Genomic DNA, 19,138 nt, shown 5'->3' on the forward strand with positions numbered 1-19,138 from the left:
GCCATATCATCGCGGTATGTCGTTTACCATTGAGTTGAGCGCGGATATCATCGAGTGAGAATAGGATATCATCGAGTTAAGCGCAAATACCATCGAGTGGGGATCACATATCATCGAGTTGAGCATAAATACCATCAACTTTATACTATATACCATCCCAGCAGCTAGTAACTAAAATTAGATAAGGACTTTAACTTTTAAGCGCATCAAGTTTTAGCTATAATAGAGGCAAGTTAAATAAAAGGACGGGTGACCATGGGAAAAACGAGTGCGCCAGTGAAGAAGAATGAATATATAGATTTAACGTTTAGTGATTTAACGCATGAAGGGGAAGGCGTCGGGAAATTAGACGGCTACCCAATTTTTGTGCCGTATGGATTACCAGGTGAATCAGCAAAAGTGAAAGTCATTAAGGTGAAGAAAAATTTAGCGTTCGGTAAACTAATTGAACGTTATGACACGAGTGAGCATCGAATCGAGCCACCATGTGATGTGTTCTATAAATGTGGCGGCTGCCAAATCCAGCATATGACGTATGAACGTCAGTTAACGATGAAGCAAAACCAAGTCCAAGACGTGATGAAAAAGATCGCGCAAATGCCAGACGTGCCTGTTCATCCAACGATTGGGATGAACGAACCATGGAACTATCGTAACAAAGTACAAATCCCAGTGGGCGAGCGTGATGGTAAAGTCATTACTGGTTTCTACCAAAAACGAACGCATAATATTATTGATATGGATACTTGTCCCGTTCAGAACGATGCAAACGATGAAGTGGTTCGCGGCATTCGTGATATTATTGATGAGTTAAACATCCAGCCTTATAACGAAGAAACCCATGAAGGTGTGATTCGCCATATTGTCTTACGCACCGGTCAACATACGAACGAAATGATGGTTGTCATCGTGACGAAGACAAAGGATCTACCTAAGCAAAAAGAATTCATTGAAAAAATTAAAGCGCTTCACCCAAGCATTAAAGGAATTATCCAAAATATCAATGCAGACAAAACCAATGTCATCATGGGTGACAAATCGCATTCACTTTGGGGAAATGATGTGATTATTGATCGCATTCACGATTTAGAATTCGCCATCTCAGCCCACTCATTCTACCAAGTGAACCCAGAGCAAACTGAAAAATTGTATGATCAAGCTTTAAAATATGCACAGTTATCAGGTAAAGAAACAGTCATCGACGCATATTGTGGGATAGGTACGATCTCATTGTTTTTAGCCCAACATGCGAAACAAGTTTACGGCGTCGAAGTCGTCCCACAAGCTGTTGATGATGCGAAAGCTAATGCCAAACGCAACCATATCGACAATGCGGACTTCTTCGTAGGTGAAGCTGAGAAAGTTATGCCATGGTGGAAAGCACAAGGACTTAACCCTGATGTGATCGTCGTTGACCCACCGCGAAAAGGCTGTGACGAAAAACTACTCCAAGCAATGATTGACATGGAACCAGTTCGAATCGTGTATGTATCTTGTAATCCGTCGACATTAGCACGTGATTTAAGAATTTTAGCGGATAGCGGATATGAAACACAGGAAATCCAACCAGTCGATATGTTCCCGCAGTCTAGTCATGTGGAGTGCTGTGCGTTGCTTCAAAAAAAGTAGAAGAAATGAGTGGGGCTGAGAATCTGTAATAGATGCTCAAGCCCCCATTTTCTTCAACCTCAATCTTATCAATTAGCTTGTTTAGCGTTTCTTTTGTAATCACTGGATCACTTAGAAAGGTTTCAAGTGCTTTATGCAACTCTTGAATATCAAGCACTTCACTTTGATTATCTATGACTCCAGATAGTTCATGTTTTTGTTTAAGAAGGTCTTCAATCTCGTTGTTATTAGCTGAGATTAATCTATCATAATCATCTTTAGAGATCTCATCAGCCATGTTCTTTTTTAAAGCTTGAGTTTTCTCGTTATGCAACTTATCGATAGTAGAATCAATCTTAGCCAATTGGTTCTGATCTTTAGCTAAGATATCTGTTATCTTCTTCTGCACAGTGTTCATGAAGTTCTTTTGGTTTAGCTTTTTATATAGCTTTTTGATATCGGATTTAATAATTCGTTTTATTTCGTCTTCGCGAATATGGTGATCTGTGCAGGCTGTTATGCCACGTTTATTAAAGTTGCCGCACACGTATCCCTTCCTATTTTGTTTGAAATGCATTGATTTACCGCACTTAGCGCACTTCGCTATATCTGTGAATAGGTGTTTTGAAGTTACGGGTCGGTGTCTCTTACGTTGTTCGATGAGAGATTTAACAAGGTTAAAATCCTCTTTAGAGATGATTGCTTCATGGGTGTTTTCGATAATAACTTGATCATTAGGCTGATTTTGCTTACGTTCATCGGTTGTAACAGACATAGATGTTTCTCGTTGTTGAACAAGATCACCTGTATAATGCGGATTTTCTAAAATTATCCTCACGGACGACCCATTCCAAAATGAACTTGGATTCTTTTTTCCTGCTAAATTTGATGGTGTCGGAACACGCTCTTCAGATAATTCTCTTGCTATTTTGTCATACCCTTTACCATTAATATAGTCACTAAAGATTCGTTTAACAACTTCAACTGTCTCATCATTTCGTTTGATGAGTTGTCGGTGTCCCTCACTTACTTTGTAACCATATGGAGGAGTAGCTCCCATAAATTGCCCACTTAAGGCTTTGGTTTTAAGTGTATCTTTGATGCGACGACTTGCTGTCTGCGCTTCATATTCATAAAACCAGGCAAAGAGACCGAATTTGTCCAGATCATCATTTAGAGAGTTAATCGCACCATCGAGAGTCATAATGTGTATCCCTTGCTGAAGATACAAATCTCTTAGGCTGTAGGATAATCGCCCACTTCGAGCAAGTCTCCCGAGTTCCTTTGCGAGTATGATGTCAAGTTTGCCTTCTTCAGCGTCCTTAACCAACCGTTGAAACTCATTACGTTTTCTTGCTTTTGTTCCAGATTCAAAATCGACGTAAAAATCGTAGAGGTCCCAACCCTTCTCTTGTAAAAGATTTAGGAATAAATTCTTTTGGTTATCTGGTGACTCTTTTTGTCCTTCTTTTTCAGTTGATACACGGACATATACACCAGCTTTCATGCTACATCCTCTCCTATAGAAGAGGTAGTAGAATTCACCTTAGCATTATCATATGCATCTTGGATAATCTTGTCAATCTCTGAATCAATGATTGATATTAAAATTGATTCAATACCTTGGCTGTTTTCGTCATTTGGGTTCTGAAAGTAACGTTTTACGTACATGTAGGAAAACCTCCTTCTGTTCAAATAATGTTGTTACCTTAATATAAGGATTAGTTTATGATGACTTTGACTATAGTCTATAAAATAATAAAATATAAATGTCCCAAAAATTTTGGGAAAATCATTGATTGAGGTGATGTGTTTTGTGTAATGAAGAGCATAGACTATTAGAATCAAATATATATATTATTAAATATGGCGTTGACAATGATGATGTTAATAAATACCTCAAGACGCTCTATCGCTATTTGTGGACTGATGATAATGTTTTTGTCTCTACATTAGGCCATGCTCCTGGAAAAGGATTGAGCTTAGGTGAATTGAAGAGAATGGAGTCAAGTTTATCCCGGTCAAAGAAGTCAATGCCTACATTAAGTCAATACTTAAACGAACTGATGTATGAGAAAGAAATGACACAATCAAGTATCGCTAAGAGATCAGGTCTTACATATAATTATGTGAATAATTTAGTGAATGGCGTTTCAAAAGGAACGAAATATAAATTGATTGCTATTGCTATCGCGATGAGACTTAGTTTAGAAGAGACAGCGAAATTGCTTGATACTTGTGGTTATAAATTGAATGATTCACTAAAAGATAAAATAATCATTGTAAGCTTTAATGAAGATGTATGGGATGTATCGAAAGTGGAGGATGCATTAAACAGGGTTCATAATGCGGGAATGTCCTTGTTTAAAGCCTGATTGTTAAATATCAATGGATTCGAATGATAAAGGCAATAAACATAGTATTTCTACTAACACTTTTACTTAATGAGTAAAGGTGTTTTTTTGTTGAATAACTTTAACTTTTTAAATTGTAAAAGCAAAAGATGGGATAGATTATTTATTCTAAAACCCCTTTATTTCTTTGACAGATAAAATGATCCTCTACTTCCTAACCTCATTACTCGCTTTAATAGACCTCGAACAACCTCAAACACAAAATGCATTTATAAAAAATCTGCTCCTCTATATGATTAGAAATATATTACCGCGTCACTGGTTTAACAAGAAATAAATATAACCCTAAACGCAGTAATTTTTTGAACAACCTAATCAATTGAGGTGTTGCTGTGACAGTTTTCATTATTCAAATTTGAAATCCTGAGCAACACTTACTAAGGAGTGTTACTGATAATGATTCATACAATGAAAGTGATCTTTCCCCTTTCCCATGATGAAGTATATGAGCTTAATGCACGAGGGATTAACCCACTTAAGATCAATGACTACTTACATTCTTCATATCCATCTACGACCTTTTCCATTTATCAGGCTGCAAATAGTCGATGGTTTTTATCGATGGTAATTGACGTGGTTGAATTACTTGGTTTAAGTGAGTTTTATGACCTAATGTATGGGACAGTAGAATCGCATATCAGAGGGATGCTAATGAGTATCTTTAATCACGCTCGTCACTATGAGTATCACAGGTTGAAACGTATCGATTATAAACATGATGTGGTCGTTGAGAGTGAAGTTGAACGTTCACTTCTTTTACACCTGTATAGGAAAATGACTAAAAGCTTTAAATATCAAAAGTTGAAGTCAGGCACCCAACAGGAAGATTCGTTTAAGGTGTATAGTACGACTGTATATCATTCTTCAGGCTCGGTTTTAACAAAACTGTATGACAAAACCGCTGAAAGAAACGATAAGGGATTGCCGATAAAGACTTATGAGCAAGATGTGCTTCGCTATGAAGTCTCTTTGACAGACAAGCATATTGATTATCGTGCAAATGCTCATGTTTGCACTGAACCAGTAGAAGCATCTATTAAGGACTATTTCAAAGAAGACATGAAGTATAGATACTTCACTGATTATCTGTTACCCATTTATCTGAAAGGAGATTTTTATAAAATCGAAAAAGCGGAAGAACTGATAAATGTCTCAACGTTTAATCCGAACATGAAGTCAAAGCTGAAGCATTTTTTAGTTCAGGTGTCTCGAGGTAATCTGGATACGCCATTGAAAAAGCAAGAGATAAAAAATATGAAAACATTTAATGCCCGTATTGAACGCTTATATAGTCTCAATATTAATCCTCTTTCGATCCCTAAGAATTATAAAGATGCCCCCATGTATTTAAGGAATCCATTGCAAGATTTATATGATGATGTCCAATCAATAAGGGATTGCCATAAAAAGGGGCAAAAACTTCCATTTTAATAATTTGTCATTTATTTTTTACAAATAATTCTATTAATCATATAATTTAACATATATTCAATTATAAAGAAATTCATGATATAGTTATAAGCGTAGAAAAAATGAAATATTAGGGAGAGGGTCAAAGTGCGATGTAAGCTAAATGATAACCCAAGCATAATAACACAGGTTATTGAGCAAATCGATGAGGATTTGCGTTCTTATTGTCGACAGCTTTTAGAAGAACCGTTAGAGAAAGTGGTGCAGGATATAATTGAAGAACACTTGTTAGATGATGAAGGCAACTTTTTGAGTATAAAAAATTTGATGGTAGCTCATTTACATCTTAAAAGGAATGTGATTGCTAAAAGAAAGCGACAATGGGCTTATTATGATATAAATAAGCTGAATCATTCATTAAAGATCTATAATGAAATTGATGAAGGAAATCAATCATTAAAAGGCGGGGATAGTTTGATAACGGAAACCCCTGTAGTCCATAATAGTGATACTGAATCTGCTGCTGAATTTATAGAGAGAGTGACTAATGATGTGAGGGAATGGCAACAAGATGAAAGGCAGTACCTTTGTAATTACCCCTATTTTTCACGTAAGAAACTGAAAAAGCAGAGGGAAGCTGTTGTGATTGATTTAAATAACTTTGTAATGAACTGCATTTTAAATCAATTTGGGCCAATAATAGATCCTGACTATTACAGTAATCCTGGAGCACGCACTTTCATTAATCAAATTTAGGTTTAATTAGAGAGCAAAATGGTTTGCTCTCTTTTTTTTGCTCTATTATTGTTGATAATGTTGTCATAAAAACGAAATCGAATTAACATAAATCATTTATCCTTTGTTAAGATGGTAAAGTAAGAAGGGGTATTTTACAGGGAGGCAAACATAAATGGATAATTTTAATAATAAAGTCAACTTTATTTGGTCAATAGCAGAAATATTGCGGGGCCCTTATAAAAAAGAGGATTACGGCAAAGTGGTTTTACCAATGGCAGTATTAAGGCGCTTTGATGGTGTTTTAGAAGAGACGAAAGATGATGTATTAGAACAGTATGAGAAGTATAAGCACCTACCTGACGAGTCTCGAGATGAGATTTTAAATCGTACATCCAAGCAAAAGTTCAATAATGTGAGTAAATTCGATTTCAAAAAACTGTTAAATGATTCAGATAATATTGCTGATAATTTACGTGATTACATAAACGGATTCTCTCAATCAGCGAAGGACATCATTGATTTCTTTAATTTTGATACTCAGATAGAAAAGATGGATCGTAACAATGTCTTATATTTAGTGGTTAGGCGTTTTAGTGAGATTGATTTGCACCCTGAAACAGTCTCTAATGTTGAAATGGGTTTTATATTTGAGGAGTTAATTCGTCGCTTCAACGAACACTCTGAAGCGGGTGATCACTATACACCACGTGAAGTCATTCATTTAATGTCACATTTGTTATTTATGTACCATGATGAAGTGTTTACAACAGAGGGGTTGACTAAAACCATATATGATCCATGTGCAGGTACAGGTGGCATGGGGTCTGTATCGCAAAGCTATATTCATGAATATAATCCATCCGCAAACCTTAAGTTCTTTGGCCAGGAGTTCAATGAGGAATCGTATGCGATTTCGAAGGCAGACATCCTTATTAAAGGCGGAGAGGCCAAAAACGTAGCTTTTGGCAATACTTTATCGAATGATCAGTTTCCTAATGAGACATTTGATTATTTAATAACAAATCCACCATTTGGAGTAGAATGGAAACCTGCTCAAAAGGAAGTGAATGATGAACACGAAAATTTAGGCTATAATGGTCGTTTTGGCGCTGGGTTGCCTCGAATCAATGACGGACAGTTATTATTCCTACAGCATTTAGTGTCCAAGATGAAGCCTGTCTCAGACGAAAACCCAAATGGCTCACGTTTAGCAATTGTTGTTAATGGCAGTCCACTGTTTACAGGTGATGCTGGCTTAGGGGAAAGTAATATTCGAAAACATTTGATTGAGAATGATTTGGTTGAAGGTATTATCGGCTTGCCTGATCAAATGTTTTATAATACAGGCATTTCAACTTATATATGGGTTTTAACGAACAATAAACCTGACCATCGAAGAGGAAAAATACAATTAGTTGATGGAACTGAATTTTACAAGAAGATGAAAAAAAGCCTTGGTGAAAAACGGCATGAACTAACTGAGCAAGACATTGATTATATAACACGTCTTTACGGGGCATTTCGGGAAGATGAACATAGTAAGATATTTGATAATGAAGACTTTGGTTATCGTAAGGTCACTATTGAAAGACCCTTACGTTTAAATTTCAAAGTAGATAAAGATCGTATTCACCGTCTGTATGATGAAAAAGCATTTCAGAATTTAGTTAAATCTAAGAAAAAAGGTGAAGCTGGATTAAAAGAAGTAGAAGAAGGTGAAATACAACAACAAGCCATTGTCAAGGTTCTTCAGGAATTAACAATTGATGAACTTTACAAAAACCGTGAAGCATTTGAGGGGATACTCAACGATGCCTTTAAGGATGCAAATATTAAGTTTAATGCAATCTTAAAAAAGGCAGTTTTATCAGCACTGTCTGAAAAAGACGAAACAGCCGATATTTGTTTGGATAAAAAGGGGAATCCTGAGGCAGATCCAGGCTTAAGAGACACAGAAAACATTCCTTTAAAAGAAGACATACATGATTATTTTGAACGTGAAGTAAAAACACATGTACCAGACGCATGGATAGATGAGGGAAGTATTAAGGTTGGTTATGAGGTTCCGTTCACCAGACACTTTTATCAATACACAAGCCTGAGGAGCTCAGAGGAAATCTCGAATGAAATAAGAGAATTGGAAGAGAGTATTATGGATAAGTTGAAGAAGGTGATGGAGGGATGAAGCGGTTAAGAAATTATCTGCATTACAAAAAAACAGAAGAAATATGGATGCCAGAAATACCAGCACATTGGGAAAGGAAAAAAGTCAGTTGGCTATTCGATGATATCGGTAGTGGAGCTACTCCTAAATCTACCGAACTAAAATATTATAATGGAAATATTCCTTGGCTTAATACTGGTGATCTTAATGATAGTATAATAGATGGAGTTGAAAAAAATATATCTTCTGAAGCATTAAAGGATTATTCAACTCTAAAAATTTATCCCCAAGGTTCATTAGTTATTGCTATGTATGGTGCTACAATAGGTAAATTAGGGATAACAAACACTTTCATGACGACAAACCAGGCATGTTGTGTATTAAGTGACTTCAAAGGTGGTAACCAAAAATTTGTGTTTTATTGGTTCATGGCAAATAGACCTGCAATTATAAATTTATCAAGAGGTGGAGGACAACCGAATATTAGTCAAAATTTAATCAGATCATTGAGGCTATACCTACCTACAAATGAAGAGCAGAATAAAATAGTCTCTTTCCTCGATCAAAAAACATCAGAGATTGATGAATTAATATCTGATAAAGAACGTTTAATTAAGCTTTTGAAGGAAACAAGGCAAGCTGTCATAACGGAGGCAGTTACAAAAGGGTTAGAAAATGAAAAAGAGTTGAAGAAATCAGGTAAAGGATGGATCGGGAGTATACCAAAACATTGGAATATCACTAAAATAAAATATTCAACTTATGTAAAAGGAAGGATTGGTTGGCAAGGTTTACGATCCGATGAATTTATTGACGAAGGTCCATATTTAGTAACTGGAACAGATTTTGATAATGGAATCGTTGATTGGGATACGTGTTATCGTATAAGTAATGATAGATATGAAGAAGCTCCAGAGATTCAGTTAAAGGAAAATGATTTGTTAATTACAAAAGACGGATCTATTGGAAAGGTTGCTGTTGTTAAAGATAAACCAGAAAAAGCAATACTAAATAGTGGTGTTTTCGTAACAAGATGTATAAATAAAAACTATTTAACTGAATTCATGTACTGGGTATTGTGCTCAGATGTTTTTAAAGAATATATTAAATACACAGAAACTGGTTCAACAATCAAACACCTATATCAAGCCACCTTTGTAAACTTTGCTTTTCCATTACCTAATATTCAAGAGCAGAAAATGATATCTAATTACTTGAATGAAAAAGTGAATGAAATCGAATCATTAATTAATAATGAAAAATTAGTGATTAAAAAATTAAAAGAATATCGCCAATCACTCATCTATGAAGCTGTCACAGGAAAAATTGATGTCCGTGAGCATCCGTTAGAAAGAAAGGAGGAGGAAAATGTCAATTGATCACACTGAAAGAGGGTTTGAAGAGAACATTGAGCATGATTTGATTCAATCAGGTTATATACAACGAACATTAACTGATGGATCATTAGAAGAGTTAAAAAAATATGCCATTGATACAGAAGTGTTTTTTCAGTTCTTAGAAGCGACCCAATCGAAGCAATTGGAACGTTTAAAGAAAGCATATAAAGAAGGTTATAGGGAAAAGATCATCAAGCGTCTATCAAAGGAATTGCATAACCGTGGCATGATTGATTGTTTGAGGCACGGGATCAAGGACTATGGTGTCAGATTAATGTTAGCCTTTAATAAACCTGTATCAACCATGAATCGCACTCTATGGGAACAATATGAACAAAACATCTTCACAGTAAGTAGACAGGTATATTACAGTCACAGCAATAACAATAGCATTGATATCCTTCTTTCTTTAAATGGTTTGCCTCTTGTTGTCATGGAACTGAAAAATCACTTAACAGGGCAGACCGTTGACGATGCGAAGAAGCAATTCATGAACGATCGTGATCCGCGTGAGCCATTGTTCCAATTCAAAAAACGGGCATTAGTTTACTTTGCAGTTGACACTGATGATGTTTACATGACAACACGATTGAATAAAGGTAAAACATTCTTTTTACCCTTTAATCAAGGAGTGAATGGTGGATCTGGAAACCCTATCGTCTATAATGACTATAAGACTTCTTATTTATGGAAAGAGGTTTTGCAGCCTGATAGTCTATTAGATATTGTTTTTAGGTTTATGTACCTGGAATCGGAAGACATTAAGGATAGCAATGGTGATGTTATCGATAAAAAAGAAACGCTCATGTTCCCTCGTTATCATCAGTTAGATGCCGTTAGACAAATAGAATATGATGTTAAACAAGAAGGGCCAGGGAAGAGTTATTTAGCCCAACATTCCGCGGGATCAGGTAAAACGAATAGCATCTCTTGGTTATCCCATCGCTTGGCTAAACTACACGATGAGCATAATGAAGCGATGTTTGATAGTGTTATTGTGGTAACGGATAGAAGGGTGTTAGACAAGCAATTACAGGATGCGATCTATCAGTTAGAGCATAAAGCGGGTTTTGTTGAGAAGATTGAGAAAAACTCAGAACAATTAGCCGAGGCAGTCAAAAACAAGGCGAAAATTATCGTAACTACCCTACAAAAGTTCCCTTTTATTTTAGATCAAGTATCAGAGATCGCTAATGGTAAATATGCAATTGTCATCGATGAAGCACATAGCTCTCAAGGTGGTAAATCAGCAAGGGCTATGACGAGCTTGTTATCAAATAAAACATTGGAAGATGCAATGGAAGAAGAGCAGTTGACGGAGGAAGAGTTGCAAGATGGAGAAGACCGTATTTTAGAAGAGATCTCAAAGAGTGGTCATCAGAGTAATATTTCTTTCTTTGCTTTTACTGCAACACCTAAACAGAAAACGCTTGAAAAATTTGGAACTTATGATCAGGAAGGAATACCTAAGCCATTTCACCAGTACACGATGAGACAAGCTATTGAAGAGGGCTTCATATTAGATGTACTAAAAAACTACACAACTTACAAAACCTTCTTTAAGCTGGCTAAACAAATCGATGACGATCCAGAAGTCGGGAGTTCAAAAGCGTCAAAATCAATTGCAAGGTTCGTCTCACTTCACCCCCACAACATCGCTCAGAAAACTGAAATTATGGTTGAACACTTTAGGCAAGTGACACAGCATAAGATAGGTGGTAGAGCAAAAGCAATGGTTGTCACAGGCAGTCGATTACATGCGGTGAGATATAAGCATGCCTTTGATAAGTATATCAAGGAAAAAGGTTACACCGACTTGCAATCAGTTGTTGCTTTCTCAGGGACAGTTGAGGATCGCGGTGTAGATTATACAGAAGCAGGCATTAATGGTTTTAGTGAAGGTGAATTACCTGATAAATTCAACAGTGATGATTACCAAGTCTTATTAGTTGCTGAAAAATACCAGACGGGTTTTGATGAGCCGTTATTACACACTATGTATGTTGATAAGAAGTTGGATGGGATAAAGGCTGTTCAAACATTATCGCGATTAAATAGGACGTGTAAAGGCAAGAATGACACATTTGTTTTAGATTTTGCAAATGAGGCGGAAGATATCCAAAAAGCATTTGAGCCATATTATGAAGCCACACAATTAGAGGATACAACAGATCCTAATATCCTTTATGACATTCAAACAGAGTTAGATGCTTTTCAGGTCTACGTTGAAAGTGAAATTGAGGAAGTCGTAAATATCGAATATAGTGGTAAACAGAGAAATGCTAAAGTGCAAGAGAAGTTAAATTCGTATTTAGATAAAGCTGTTAGTCGTTTTAAGGATGATTTGAATGAAGAACAACAAGATGACTTTAAAGCAGCATGTTCTAAATATATACGAACATATTCTTTTGTGTTGCAGATAGGTCCTTTTGCTGATCTCGAATTACACAAGTTGTATGTATTTTTGAATTATCTGTTCAAAAAGTTACCCAAAAAAGCATCAGATGGCATTGATTTAGCAGATGATGTTGCACTGGCTTATTATCGAAATGAAAAAGTGTTTGAAGGCTCCATTGCTTTAGGAACAGATGATGAAGATCATAAATTATCACCAACAGAGTTCGGGGCAGGTTCATCTCAAGAAGAAGAAACAGAAAGGCTGTCTTCCATTATTGAGCGACTGAATGAACGTTTTGGTACGGAATTCACAGAAACTGACAAGTTGTCTTATGAACAGATTAAAGAGGATATTATTAGTAATGATGATTTAACGCAAAAAGCACGTGTTAACACTAAAGATAACTTCAAGTTTAGTTATGAAGAAGCATTTTTGGATGTAGTGATTGATAGAATGTCACAAAATGAGAAGTTCTTCATGAAGATGTTAGAAGACCAAGACTTTAAGAAAACAGTTATGAACGTTATGTTTGATGAAGTTTATCAAGAGATGACAACAAGGTAGGCTAAAACACAGCAAAGGGCAGTCTATTCACCATGATAGCACTGCCCTTTGTATTAATCACTATGACGATCGATAAAGTCTAATAACAGCTGTGATACAATATCTTGCATTTTTAGATGAGGATAATAATCATTACATAATTGAGCGAATCGACCATGAATGTCTTCAGAAATGCGGAAGTTTTTGGTTACTGGCTTAGAATCGGTGCGATAGATACGCTTATCTAATATAAGGTCACTATGAGCCTTACGATCTTCGATGATTGACTTTAGAGTGTCGAGGTTCTCAAGTAAGTAGGAGAACTCATCATCTGACTTTTCAGTCGTAGTGATCATATCTTCATCGCGCACGAACCTATAATATTGATTATCACGCTTGATATAGACATAGTCATCTTCTTGCATGACCTTTGTAAATGTTGAGTATTTCAGTCCAAGCTCATCTGCAACATCTTGTAAACTATACTCTTCCTTACGTAATAGATTGTTTACGATCTCCACGCGTTTTTTGGGAGACTGTGAAATGAAGTTGTCTTGTTGCATGTGTACACCTCCTTTATTGTTGTTGATATATATTAGATTGATTAATAGTGTTTTATTCAAAGAAAATAAAAAATGTTGTTTGAGGTGATGATATGAGTTTAAGTTTCTCTCAGAGATATGGATATACTGAAGTCAAGAACACGTTTCAAATCGAGTCGATGGATGAGGATTTAAGAAATGGTTTGTGGAATGTGTTTTATAGTTCTTTTGAGGATGGATGGGATGAGCTTTTTTTATATGAAGATGATAACCTATTAGAGATGGCCCGAAGATTATGGAAGGATTTCTTTAAAAAAACAATAGATACATTACCAGAGGAAGTGAACAGAACTCGAGGTAAAATAAAGGATTACTTTTTTAATGCATATTGGTATGAAGTCTATGATTTTATCGAATTTGTAGCAAACTATAGTTATAATATTAACAATTTTACTGGTAGATGTAATGATACTTTGGAAAGGGAAGTGTCGGGGTATAGATTAGTAGAAGGTGTATTAACTCCTATTATAGATGGTGTCGAGATTGAAGAAGTTGAACAAGCAATAAATAGTAATAGGGTGCAATATGCTAAAGTGCACTTGAAAAATGCTTTAGGTTTACTTTCCGATCGAAATAACCCAGATTATAGAAACTCGATTAAGGAATCCATAAGTGCTGTTGAGGCTGTTGCAAGATTGATTTTAAATGACACAAACGCAGAGTTAGGAAAAGCATTGAGTAAAATCGAAAGGGAATATGACTTAGAGATCCATGGAGCTTTAAAGGATGGGTTCAGAAGCATATATGGTTATACCAGTGATAGTGGTGGGATTCGCCACGCAATGACGGATTCATCTAATGTTCCATTTGAGGATGCTAAGTTCATGCTTGTGGCTTGTTCTGCTTTTGTGAATTATCTTGTATCTAAAGCAGAGTTAACTGATTAGAAGGATCAGTATGAGGTGTTCAGTTAATTAGGAACAAATAGATATGAAGCGTTAGTTCATCGTGTTTTTACATCTACCCAAGAGAATTGATATGACTCTAAGGTGTTCACACAGATCACAGAAGTGAATTGACGCACTTCGCACATTCAATATAGATCGCTTATTGAGTAATAAAGGATCCTGCACGATAATGCCGCTGCAGAAGCTACATTTAAAACGATTAAGGGTGGGTTTGTTAGGGGTGCTGATCTTATTGATCAACAAAAGCTTGACATTGAATTATTTGATTTGGCTCATTGGTTCAATCACATTCGTATATATGGAACATTTCCTTATGTAGACAAAAAACTACCTTGCTTAGCCAAGCAAGGTAGTTCAAAGAAAAACACTCAAGAGTAACAACAACCTAAACCTTGTGATGTTTCGGCTGCTTAGCAGGATGTTCAACGCATCCAGCTATTTTATATACTCATAATACTTTTTTTGGACATTGTCGTCAAATAATTCGATTGACAGGTAAAAGTTTTATAATGGCGGTTTTATTGCTCTATCATCTTAATAATCACTTAAGCGCGTTTAAGTGAAAAATACCGTTCATTTTAAGGGTATGGCCTTACATTTTCTTAGGTTTAAAAGCTGGTGAACTCTACTACCTATTAATTAGTTAACTGTCTACAACCAGCACCCTACACACGTTGAGTGCGTAGCGTTGATAGAGTTGAAATAGCTTTGTATCAATAGGTTTAGCGATTTTTAACTATATATGAAGTGTATTTTATGTTCCCTCGGACCTAATGGTTCGGGGTTTTTTTTGAGCCCCCGGGGTCTTACTTTTATGCGGAAAAGAATTAGAAATATAGTGTTTTTAAGTTTTGCGTTAAAGTATAGATTGACTATATCATGTTATTTTCCGGCTTCGCCCATGACGAGAGTAGATCTATTTCAGACTATTTTTCTCAGCAAATTTTTTTCTCCCCATCACAAGTTGTACGGCTTTCCACATATCCTTGTCAATGATTACAAGGTGATTGTCTTCCACACAATATCGTGGAACTTGACCGGTGTTCTTCTACTCTTTTCTTGGTTAAATAACCAGAAAATGTCTCGGGCGACACAAGAACATAAGATATGCGATATTTTATTGAATCGGGAATTCGACCAAGGAGAGTCTGGTAAGGTACTATTAACGGATATCACTTTCTTATATTATAAAAAACATATAACATATCTCTCAAAGCTGAAAATCACCCAAAGTGAACGCTAATGAACTTTGGGAAGTTGAAGTCGTGCCCATGGAAAGCGAAGTGTATTTCCACTGCGATATACGAATTACTTCCTTTGATTAAGCGTCCTGGTTACGGTTAATTTCACTATAACAGTGAAAGTTAAATAACATAATAAACCCCAGTGAGGGACTTTTTTAATCAGTCCACTAACTGGGGTATAGTTCAATGATAGACAATCCGAGTTTCGGTACACCTAGGTTTTTTACTCCTTTTTTTATTCGCTATTTTGATGTTTGTTGTTATTATTTAATTTCACTTCTGTTAACTCTTTAGATGTCTCAGTCTGGTATCGAAGATTGTTAGCTTCTGGACTTTCCTGAACATCAGGTAAGGTATTGTTCGACTTTTATAAATCAAGTCTAAAAAGTAGGGATAAGCCCTTAATCTTTTGCTATCTTTAACGCTGCCTTTGATGCTTTAACGTCTACAGATAACTGTTCGTCTAAATCACTTGGGTTATAATATCCTTTTTCCATCATGTAAAGAGTAATTTTTTCATGGGCTTCCATTGCATAATTGAGTTGCTCTCGTAAAACATCTCTTACTTCTGGTGTGACGGACTCAGTTAAGGCAAATGTTATGTTTCGAATTGCTGATTTTGTGGAGATTAAAAAATCTGTAGCAATTACTTGGTCGGTCATTCCGCTCATGCCAGCTATTTTTTGTAGCATATTTGTCATGATTCCACATCCCTATTTTCTAGTAAGTGTGTTAATTGTTCCACATGGTTCTTCCCTTTTGTTACATCCATAGACAAAATTTCTTTTAATTGCTCATCACCGACTAATCCTTGCATGGTTGCGGCTTTCGTTAAGCATATATTTTTGAATGTTAAAATTTCATGTAACTCCAGTCGTTCATGGAGAGCCAATTTACCTTCCATTCCACCAACTCCTTAAACGGATATGTTTTGCCCATATATTATGTCATTCAAAAAATATTATGCAAAGGAATGAAACCTGATGATGTATAGGGTGGCCTTTGATGGACAAAATATCATAAAAAGTGAGGAGGAGTCATTGTGAGTAAAGAAGATCTAGCTTTTCACGAAACGATGGATTTACATGAAATTTTAAATATGAAAACAGTTGCACTACTTAAATCTAAGCTCATGCAAGGGGTTGTTTTTGATCAGGAACTTCGGGCATTAATGCAAAAAAATGTAGATATGACTGTTGTGGACATCAAAGAATTGCAACGAATTTATCCATATGCGAATCAAAGTGAGCGAGGTGACATTTTATGAATGATTATTTAGATCCAATAAATTCGGTTGGTATGCCGGAACAAATAGATTCTGCAATAGCAATTCATTTATTAGTAACGGTTAAGGAGTTGATTCGTAACTATTCTGTGGCCTTAACAGAGGCTGCTAGCCCAGAAGTAAGAACAATGCTTCGAAATCAAATGGATGCAGCGATTGACTTTCAAAAAGAGGTAATCGATTTAATGATGGTGAAAAAATGGTTTCATCCATACGATGTAAGTGAACAACAAATACTTGATTTAAAAGCTGCACAGACAGCTGTTGATATAGCTGGGTTAACTCTATTTCCGGAAAATAACAATAGAAAAGGATTATTTCCAACACCACCGCAATAATTTAGACAAATGGAGGAAAAAGATATATGAAGGCTGTAACGTTTCAGGGCGTAAAAGAGGTTATTGTTAAAGATGTTGAGGCTCCTAGTATTCAAAAATCAGATGATATAATTGTAAAATTAACCAATACAGCAATCTGTGGTTCTGATTTACATCTCATCCATGGGATGATCCCTAACATACAAGAAAATTATATCATTGGTCATGAACCAATGGGGATAGTGGAAGAAGTCGGGCCAAATGTGACGAAAGTGAAAAAGGGAGACCGCGTGGTAATTCCTTTTAATGTGAGTTGCGGAGAGTGCTGGTTCTGCAAAAATCAGTTAGAAAGTCAATGTGATAACTCTAATGATAATGGAGAAATGGGCGCCTATTTTGGTTACTCTGGTACAACAGGTGGCTATCCAGGTGGACAGGCGGAGTATATGCGTGTACCTTACGGAAATGTTACTCCTTTTAAGATTCCAGAAGATAGTGAGGTTAATGATGATAATCTAGTCTTGCTCTCGGATGCTGGTGCAACTGCATATTGGAGTGTCGAGAATTCCGGTATGAAAGAAGGAGATACGGTTATCATTCTAGGCTGTGGCCCCATTGGTCTTCTCGCACAAAAATTTGCTTGGCTAAAGGGAGCCAAACGTGTCATTGCCGTCGATTATGTTGGTTATCGTCTGGAACATGCCAAACGAACAAATAACGTGGAAACGATTAATTTTGAGGACTATGACAATGCAGGTGCATATCTTCACGAGATTACTAAAGGTGGCGCAGATGTTGTGATTGACTGTGTTGGCATGGATGGGAAAATGACCGATTTAGAATTTCTCGCAACAGGTCTTAAACTCCAAGGAGGTACGATGAGTGCTTTGGTGATGGCTACCCAATCTGTAAGAAAAGGCGGGAATATACAGGTAACAGGTGTCTACGCATCCAGATATAACGCTTTTCCATTCGGTGATATTTTCAATCGTAATGTTAACATCAGAACGGGTCAAGCACCAGTGGTTCATATTATGCCACATTTACATGGCCTAATTGCTAACGGAAAGGTAGACTTAAGTGATATTATTACACACCCGTTACCATTAGCTGAAGCGAAGCGCGGATACGAGATTTTTGATACCAAAATGGAAAACTGTATTAAAGTTGTATTAAAGCCGTAATGTGTAAGGTTGAAACTCGTAAAAAGATAAAAATGCTGTCCCATGCCTAATTGCAAATCTAAGATTTAAATTAGGAAGTTTGGGACTTTTAGCATTTTTTCGTAATTATTAATTAATGTTTTAACATTGATAAAAAGCGAACCGTCTTGCTGTACTTCTGCAAAAAATACATCAGAGATAGATGTAATTTAAGATTGGCGTAACTGGTCATTGACCCATTCTTCTTCTATATTTAATTTGGATAATTGCTTAAAAGAATTTTTCCATCACTAATAATTTGAGTGGTAATCGGAAACTTTTTATCATGATTGTTTAAAATATTCATATCACTTTTGGTGACTGTTTGTTTATTCTCCTTTTTCAAAACAGAAAGCTTCCCGTTTGTTTAAAAGAAGGCAAAATCGACATCAGCCATTGAAAATACATTTCGTTGTCGTAACATAGCAGACAAAGAATCCATGTCTAATCTACTTTTTCGTAAGGCGTTTTCAACTATTTTTCCTTCCTTAACAACAATAACAGGATCACCAGTCGTAATCTTCCTAGAGAATTTTGACTTTATATTAATTAAATCCATAAGTAAAGTAAATATAGTCCAGCCAATCAAGGCAATCATACCATTGAGAATCGTTAAATTTTGATTCACTACCTGGTTTGCTGCAATGGAACCGATTGCGATTGCTGATATGAAATTAAAAAACGTAATTTGACTTATTTCTTTACGATCCATAATTCTTGCTAATAGAAACAAGGGTACAAATGTAAGCGCAATGCGTAACAATAATTCGTTTATTTCCATAATTAAACCACCTTTTAGTTAATTCTCTACATTAATTTCTAATTCTTTCAATTCTTATACAAGGAAAATAAAAAGAGTCCCACAAAGATGTGGAGCCTATCTAATCATTAGTTATTTACGATTTCCC

The 19,138-nt window shown here is 35.9% G+C and carries 17 protein-coding genes and 1 pseudogene; 12 read left to right on the forward strand and 6 right to left on the reverse strand.

Annotated elements, in window-relative coordinates:
- The first annotated feature begins 255 nt into the window (after positions 1 to 255).
- Positions 256 to 1,629, forward strand: coding sequence for a 23S rRNA (uracil(1939)-C(5))-methyltransferase RlmD (rlmD, locus tag J2S77_RS08510; protein WP_306976453.1), 1,374 nt, complete (start codon positions 256 to 258; stop codon positions 1,627 to 1,629).
- Here the strand turns inward: rlmD and J2S77_RS08515 are convergent.
- Together J2S77_RS08515 and J2S77_RS08520 are read right to left on the reverse strand one after the other, a co-directional pair.
- Entirely contained in the window at positions 1,589 to 3,115 is a 1,527-nt protein-coding gene (locus J2S77_RS08515; protein WP_306976455.1) for a recombinase family protein, read from the reverse strand. The genes rlmD and J2S77_RS08515 overlap by 41 nt on opposite strands.
- Positions 3,112 to 3,279, reverse strand: coding sequence for a hypothetical protein (locus J2S77_RS08520; RefSeq protein ID WP_306976458.1), 168 nt, complete (start codon positions 3,277 to 3,279; stop codon positions 3,112 to 3,114). The genes J2S77_RS08515 and J2S77_RS08520 overlap by 4 nt, the downstream gene beginning before the upstream one ends.
- A gap of 143 nt (positions 3,280 to 3,422) precedes the next feature.
- Between J2S77_RS08520 and J2S77_RS08525 the strand changes: the two genes are divergently transcribed.
- The 6 genes from J2S77_RS08525 to J2S77_RS08550 all read left to right on the forward strand — a co-directional run bounded on the left by J2S77_RS08525 (position 3,423) and on the right by J2S77_RS08550 (position 12,693).
- Positions 3,423 to 3,983, forward strand: coding sequence for a helix-turn-helix domain-containing protein (locus tag J2S77_RS08525; RefSeq protein ID WP_306976460.1), 561 nt, complete (start codon positions 3,423 to 3,425; stop codon positions 3,981 to 3,983).
- 435 nt (positions 3,984 to 4,418) lie between these two features.
- Entirely contained in the window at positions 4,419 to 5,453 is a 1,035-nt protein-coding gene (locus J2S77_RS08530) for a hypothetical protein (protein WP_306976462.1), read from the forward strand.
- A gap of 126 nt (positions 5,454 to 5,579) precedes the next feature.
- Positions 5,580 to 6,188 (forward strand): hypothetical protein, encoded by a 609-nt coding sequence (locus J2S77_RS08535; protein ID WP_306976464.1) that lies wholly within the window; start codon positions 5,580 to 5,582, stop codon positions 6,186 to 6,188.
- Positions 6,189 to 6,342: 154 nt separating this feature from the next.
- Positions 6,343 to 8,355 carry a type I restriction-modification system subunit M gene (locus J2S77_RS08540; RefSeq protein ID WP_306976465.1) on the forward strand — a complete coding sequence of 671 codons (2,013 nt, stop codon included), beginning with the start codon at positions 6,343 to 6,345 and terminating at the stop codon, positions 8,353 to 8,355.
- Positions 8,352 to 9,713: a restriction endonuclease subunit S gene (locus tag J2S77_RS08545; RefSeq protein WP_306976467.1), complete on the forward strand. Its 1,362-nt coding sequence runs from the start codon at positions 8,352 to 8,354 to the stop codon at positions 9,711 to 9,713. Before J2S77_RS08540 ends, J2S77_RS08545 begins: the two co-directional genes overlap by 4 nt.
- Positions 9,703 to 12,693, forward strand: a complete 2,991-nt coding sequence (locus tag J2S77_RS08550; protein ID WP_306976470.1) for a type I restriction endonuclease subunit R — start codon at positions 9,703 to 9,705, stop codon at positions 12,691 to 12,693. Before J2S77_RS08545 ends, J2S77_RS08550 begins: the two co-directional genes overlap by 11 nt.
- Positions 12,694 to 12,746: 53 nt before the next feature.
- On the opposite strand, the gene J2S77_RS08555 is transcribed toward J2S77_RS08550, so the two are convergent.
- Complete coding sequence (locus tag J2S77_RS08555) at positions 12,747 to 13,235, reverse strand: hypothetical protein (protein WP_306976472.1); 489 nt, start codon at positions 13,233 to 13,235, stop codon at positions 12,747 to 12,749.
- Between the two features lie 92 nt (positions 13,236 to 13,327).
- On the opposite strand from J2S77_RS08555, the gene J2S77_RS08560 reads away from it, so the two are divergent.
- A complete protein-coding gene (locus J2S77_RS08560; protein ID WP_306976473.1) occupies positions 13,328 to 14,161 on the forward strand; it encodes an AbiJ-NTD4 domain-containing protein in 834 nt (277 codons plus the stop codon).
- Positions 14,162 to 14,294: 133 nt separating this feature from the next.
- A pseudogene (locus J2S77_RS14485) lies at positions 14,295 to 14,560 on the forward strand (IS3 family transposase); the annotation flags it as partial.
- A 1,267-nt stretch (positions 14,561 to 15,827) separates the two neighbouring features.
- Here J2S77_RS14485 and J2S77_RS08570 read toward each other — a convergent pair.
- On the reverse strand, positions 15,828 to 16,127 hold the full coding sequence (locus J2S77_RS08570; RefSeq protein ID WP_306976474.1) for a spore coat protein: 300 nt from the start codon (positions 16,125 to 16,127) through the stop codon (positions 15,828 to 15,830).
- Positions 16,124 to 16,330 carry a hypothetical protein gene (locus tag J2S77_RS08575; RefSeq protein WP_306976475.1) on the reverse strand — a complete coding sequence of 69 codons (207 nt, stop codon included), beginning with the start codon at positions 16,328 to 16,330 and terminating at the stop codon, positions 16,124 to 16,126. The genes J2S77_RS08570 and J2S77_RS08575 overlap by 4 nt, the downstream gene beginning before the upstream one ends.
- A gap of 138 nt (positions 16,331 to 16,468) precedes the next feature.
- On the opposite strand from J2S77_RS08575, the gene J2S77_RS08580 reads away from it, so the two are divergent.
- Genes J2S77_RS08580 through J2S77_RS08590 form a run of 3 tightly spaced genes read left to right on the forward strand, consistent with a single transcriptional unit; the run spans position 16,469 to position 18,212 of the window.
- On the forward strand, positions 16,469 to 16,693 hold the full coding sequence (locus tag J2S77_RS08580) for a spore coat protein (RefSeq protein WP_306976476.1): 225 nt from the start codon (positions 16,469 to 16,471) through the stop codon (positions 16,691 to 16,693).
- Entirely contained in the window at positions 16,690 to 17,049 is a 360-nt protein-coding gene (locus J2S77_RS08585) for a spore coat protein (RefSeq protein WP_306976477.1), read from the forward strand. Before J2S77_RS08580 ends, J2S77_RS08585 begins: the two co-directional genes overlap by 4 nt.
- Before the next feature lie 26 nt (positions 17,050 to 17,075).
- Positions 17,076 to 18,212: a zinc-dependent alcohol dehydrogenase gene (locus J2S77_RS08590; protein WP_306976478.1), complete on the forward strand. Its 1,137-nt coding sequence runs from the start codon at positions 17,076 to 17,078 to the stop codon at positions 18,210 to 18,212.
- A 385-nt stretch (positions 18,213 to 18,597) separates the two neighbouring features.
- Here J2S77_RS08590 and J2S77_RS08595 read toward each other — a convergent pair whose 3' ends face one another.
- Entirely contained in the window at positions 18,598 to 19,011 is a 414-nt protein-coding gene (locus tag J2S77_RS08595; protein ID WP_306976479.1) for a DUF421 domain-containing protein, read from the reverse strand.
- Positions 19,012 to 19,138 lie beyond the last annotated feature (127 nt).

The organism is Alkalibacillus salilacus, assembly GCF_030812915.1.
Lineage (GTDB): Bacteria > Bacillota > Bacilli > Bacillales > Alkalibacillaceae > Alkalibacillus > Alkalibacillus salilacus.

Coding starts and splice junctions, on each gene's coding strand:
- J2S77_RS08530 (WP_306976462.1), top strand. CDS start 4,419: ATGATTCATACAATGAAAGTGATCTTTCCCCTTTCCCATGATGAAGTA.
- rlmD (WP_306976453.1), top strand. CDS start 256: ATGGGAAAAACGAGTGCGCCAGTGAAGAAGAATGAATATATAGATTTA.
- J2S77_RS08550 (WP_306976470.1), top strand. CDS start 9,703: ATGTCAATTGATCACACTGAAAGAGGGTTTGAAGAGAACATTGAGCAT.
- J2S77_RS08540 (WP_306976465.1), top strand. CDS start 6,343: ATGGATAATTTTAATAATAAAGTCAACTTTATTTGGTCAATAGCAGAA.
- J2S77_RS08590 (WP_306976478.1), top strand. CDS start 17,076: ATGAAGGCTGTAACGTTTCAGGGCGTAAAAGAGGTTATTGTTAAAGAT.
- J2S77_RS08555 (WP_306976472.1), bottom strand. CDS start 13,235: ATGCAACAAGACAACTTCATTTCACAGTCTCCCAAAAAACGCGTGGAG.
- J2S77_RS08560 (WP_306976473.1), top strand. CDS start 13,328: ATGAGTTTAAGTTTCTCTCAGAGATATGGATATACTGAAGTCAAGAAC.
- J2S77_RS08570 (WP_306976474.1), bottom strand. CDS start 16,127: ATGACAAATATGCTACAAAAAATAGCTGGCATGAGCGGAATGACCGAC.
- J2S77_RS08520 (WP_306976458.1), bottom strand. CDS start 3,279: ATGTACGTAAAACGTTACTTTCAGAACCCAAATGACGAAAACAGCCAA.
- J2S77_RS08585 (WP_306976477.1), top strand. CDS start 16,690: ATGAATGATTATTTAGATCCAATAAATTCGGTTGGTATGCCGGAACAA.
- J2S77_RS08595 (WP_306976479.1), bottom strand. CDS start 19,011: ATGGAAATAAACGAATTATTGTTACGCATTGCGCTTACATTTGTACCC.
- J2S77_RS08545 (WP_306976467.1), top strand. CDS start 8,352: ATGAAGCGGTTAAGAAATTATCTGCATTACAAAAAAACAGAAGAAATA.
- J2S77_RS08575 (WP_306976475.1), bottom strand. CDS start 16,330: ATGGAAGGTAAATTGGCTCTCCATGAACGACTGGAGTTACATGAAATT.
- J2S77_RS08515 (WP_306976455.1), bottom strand. CDS start 3,115: ATGAAAGCTGGTGTATATGTCCGTGTATCAACTGAAAAAGAAGGACAA.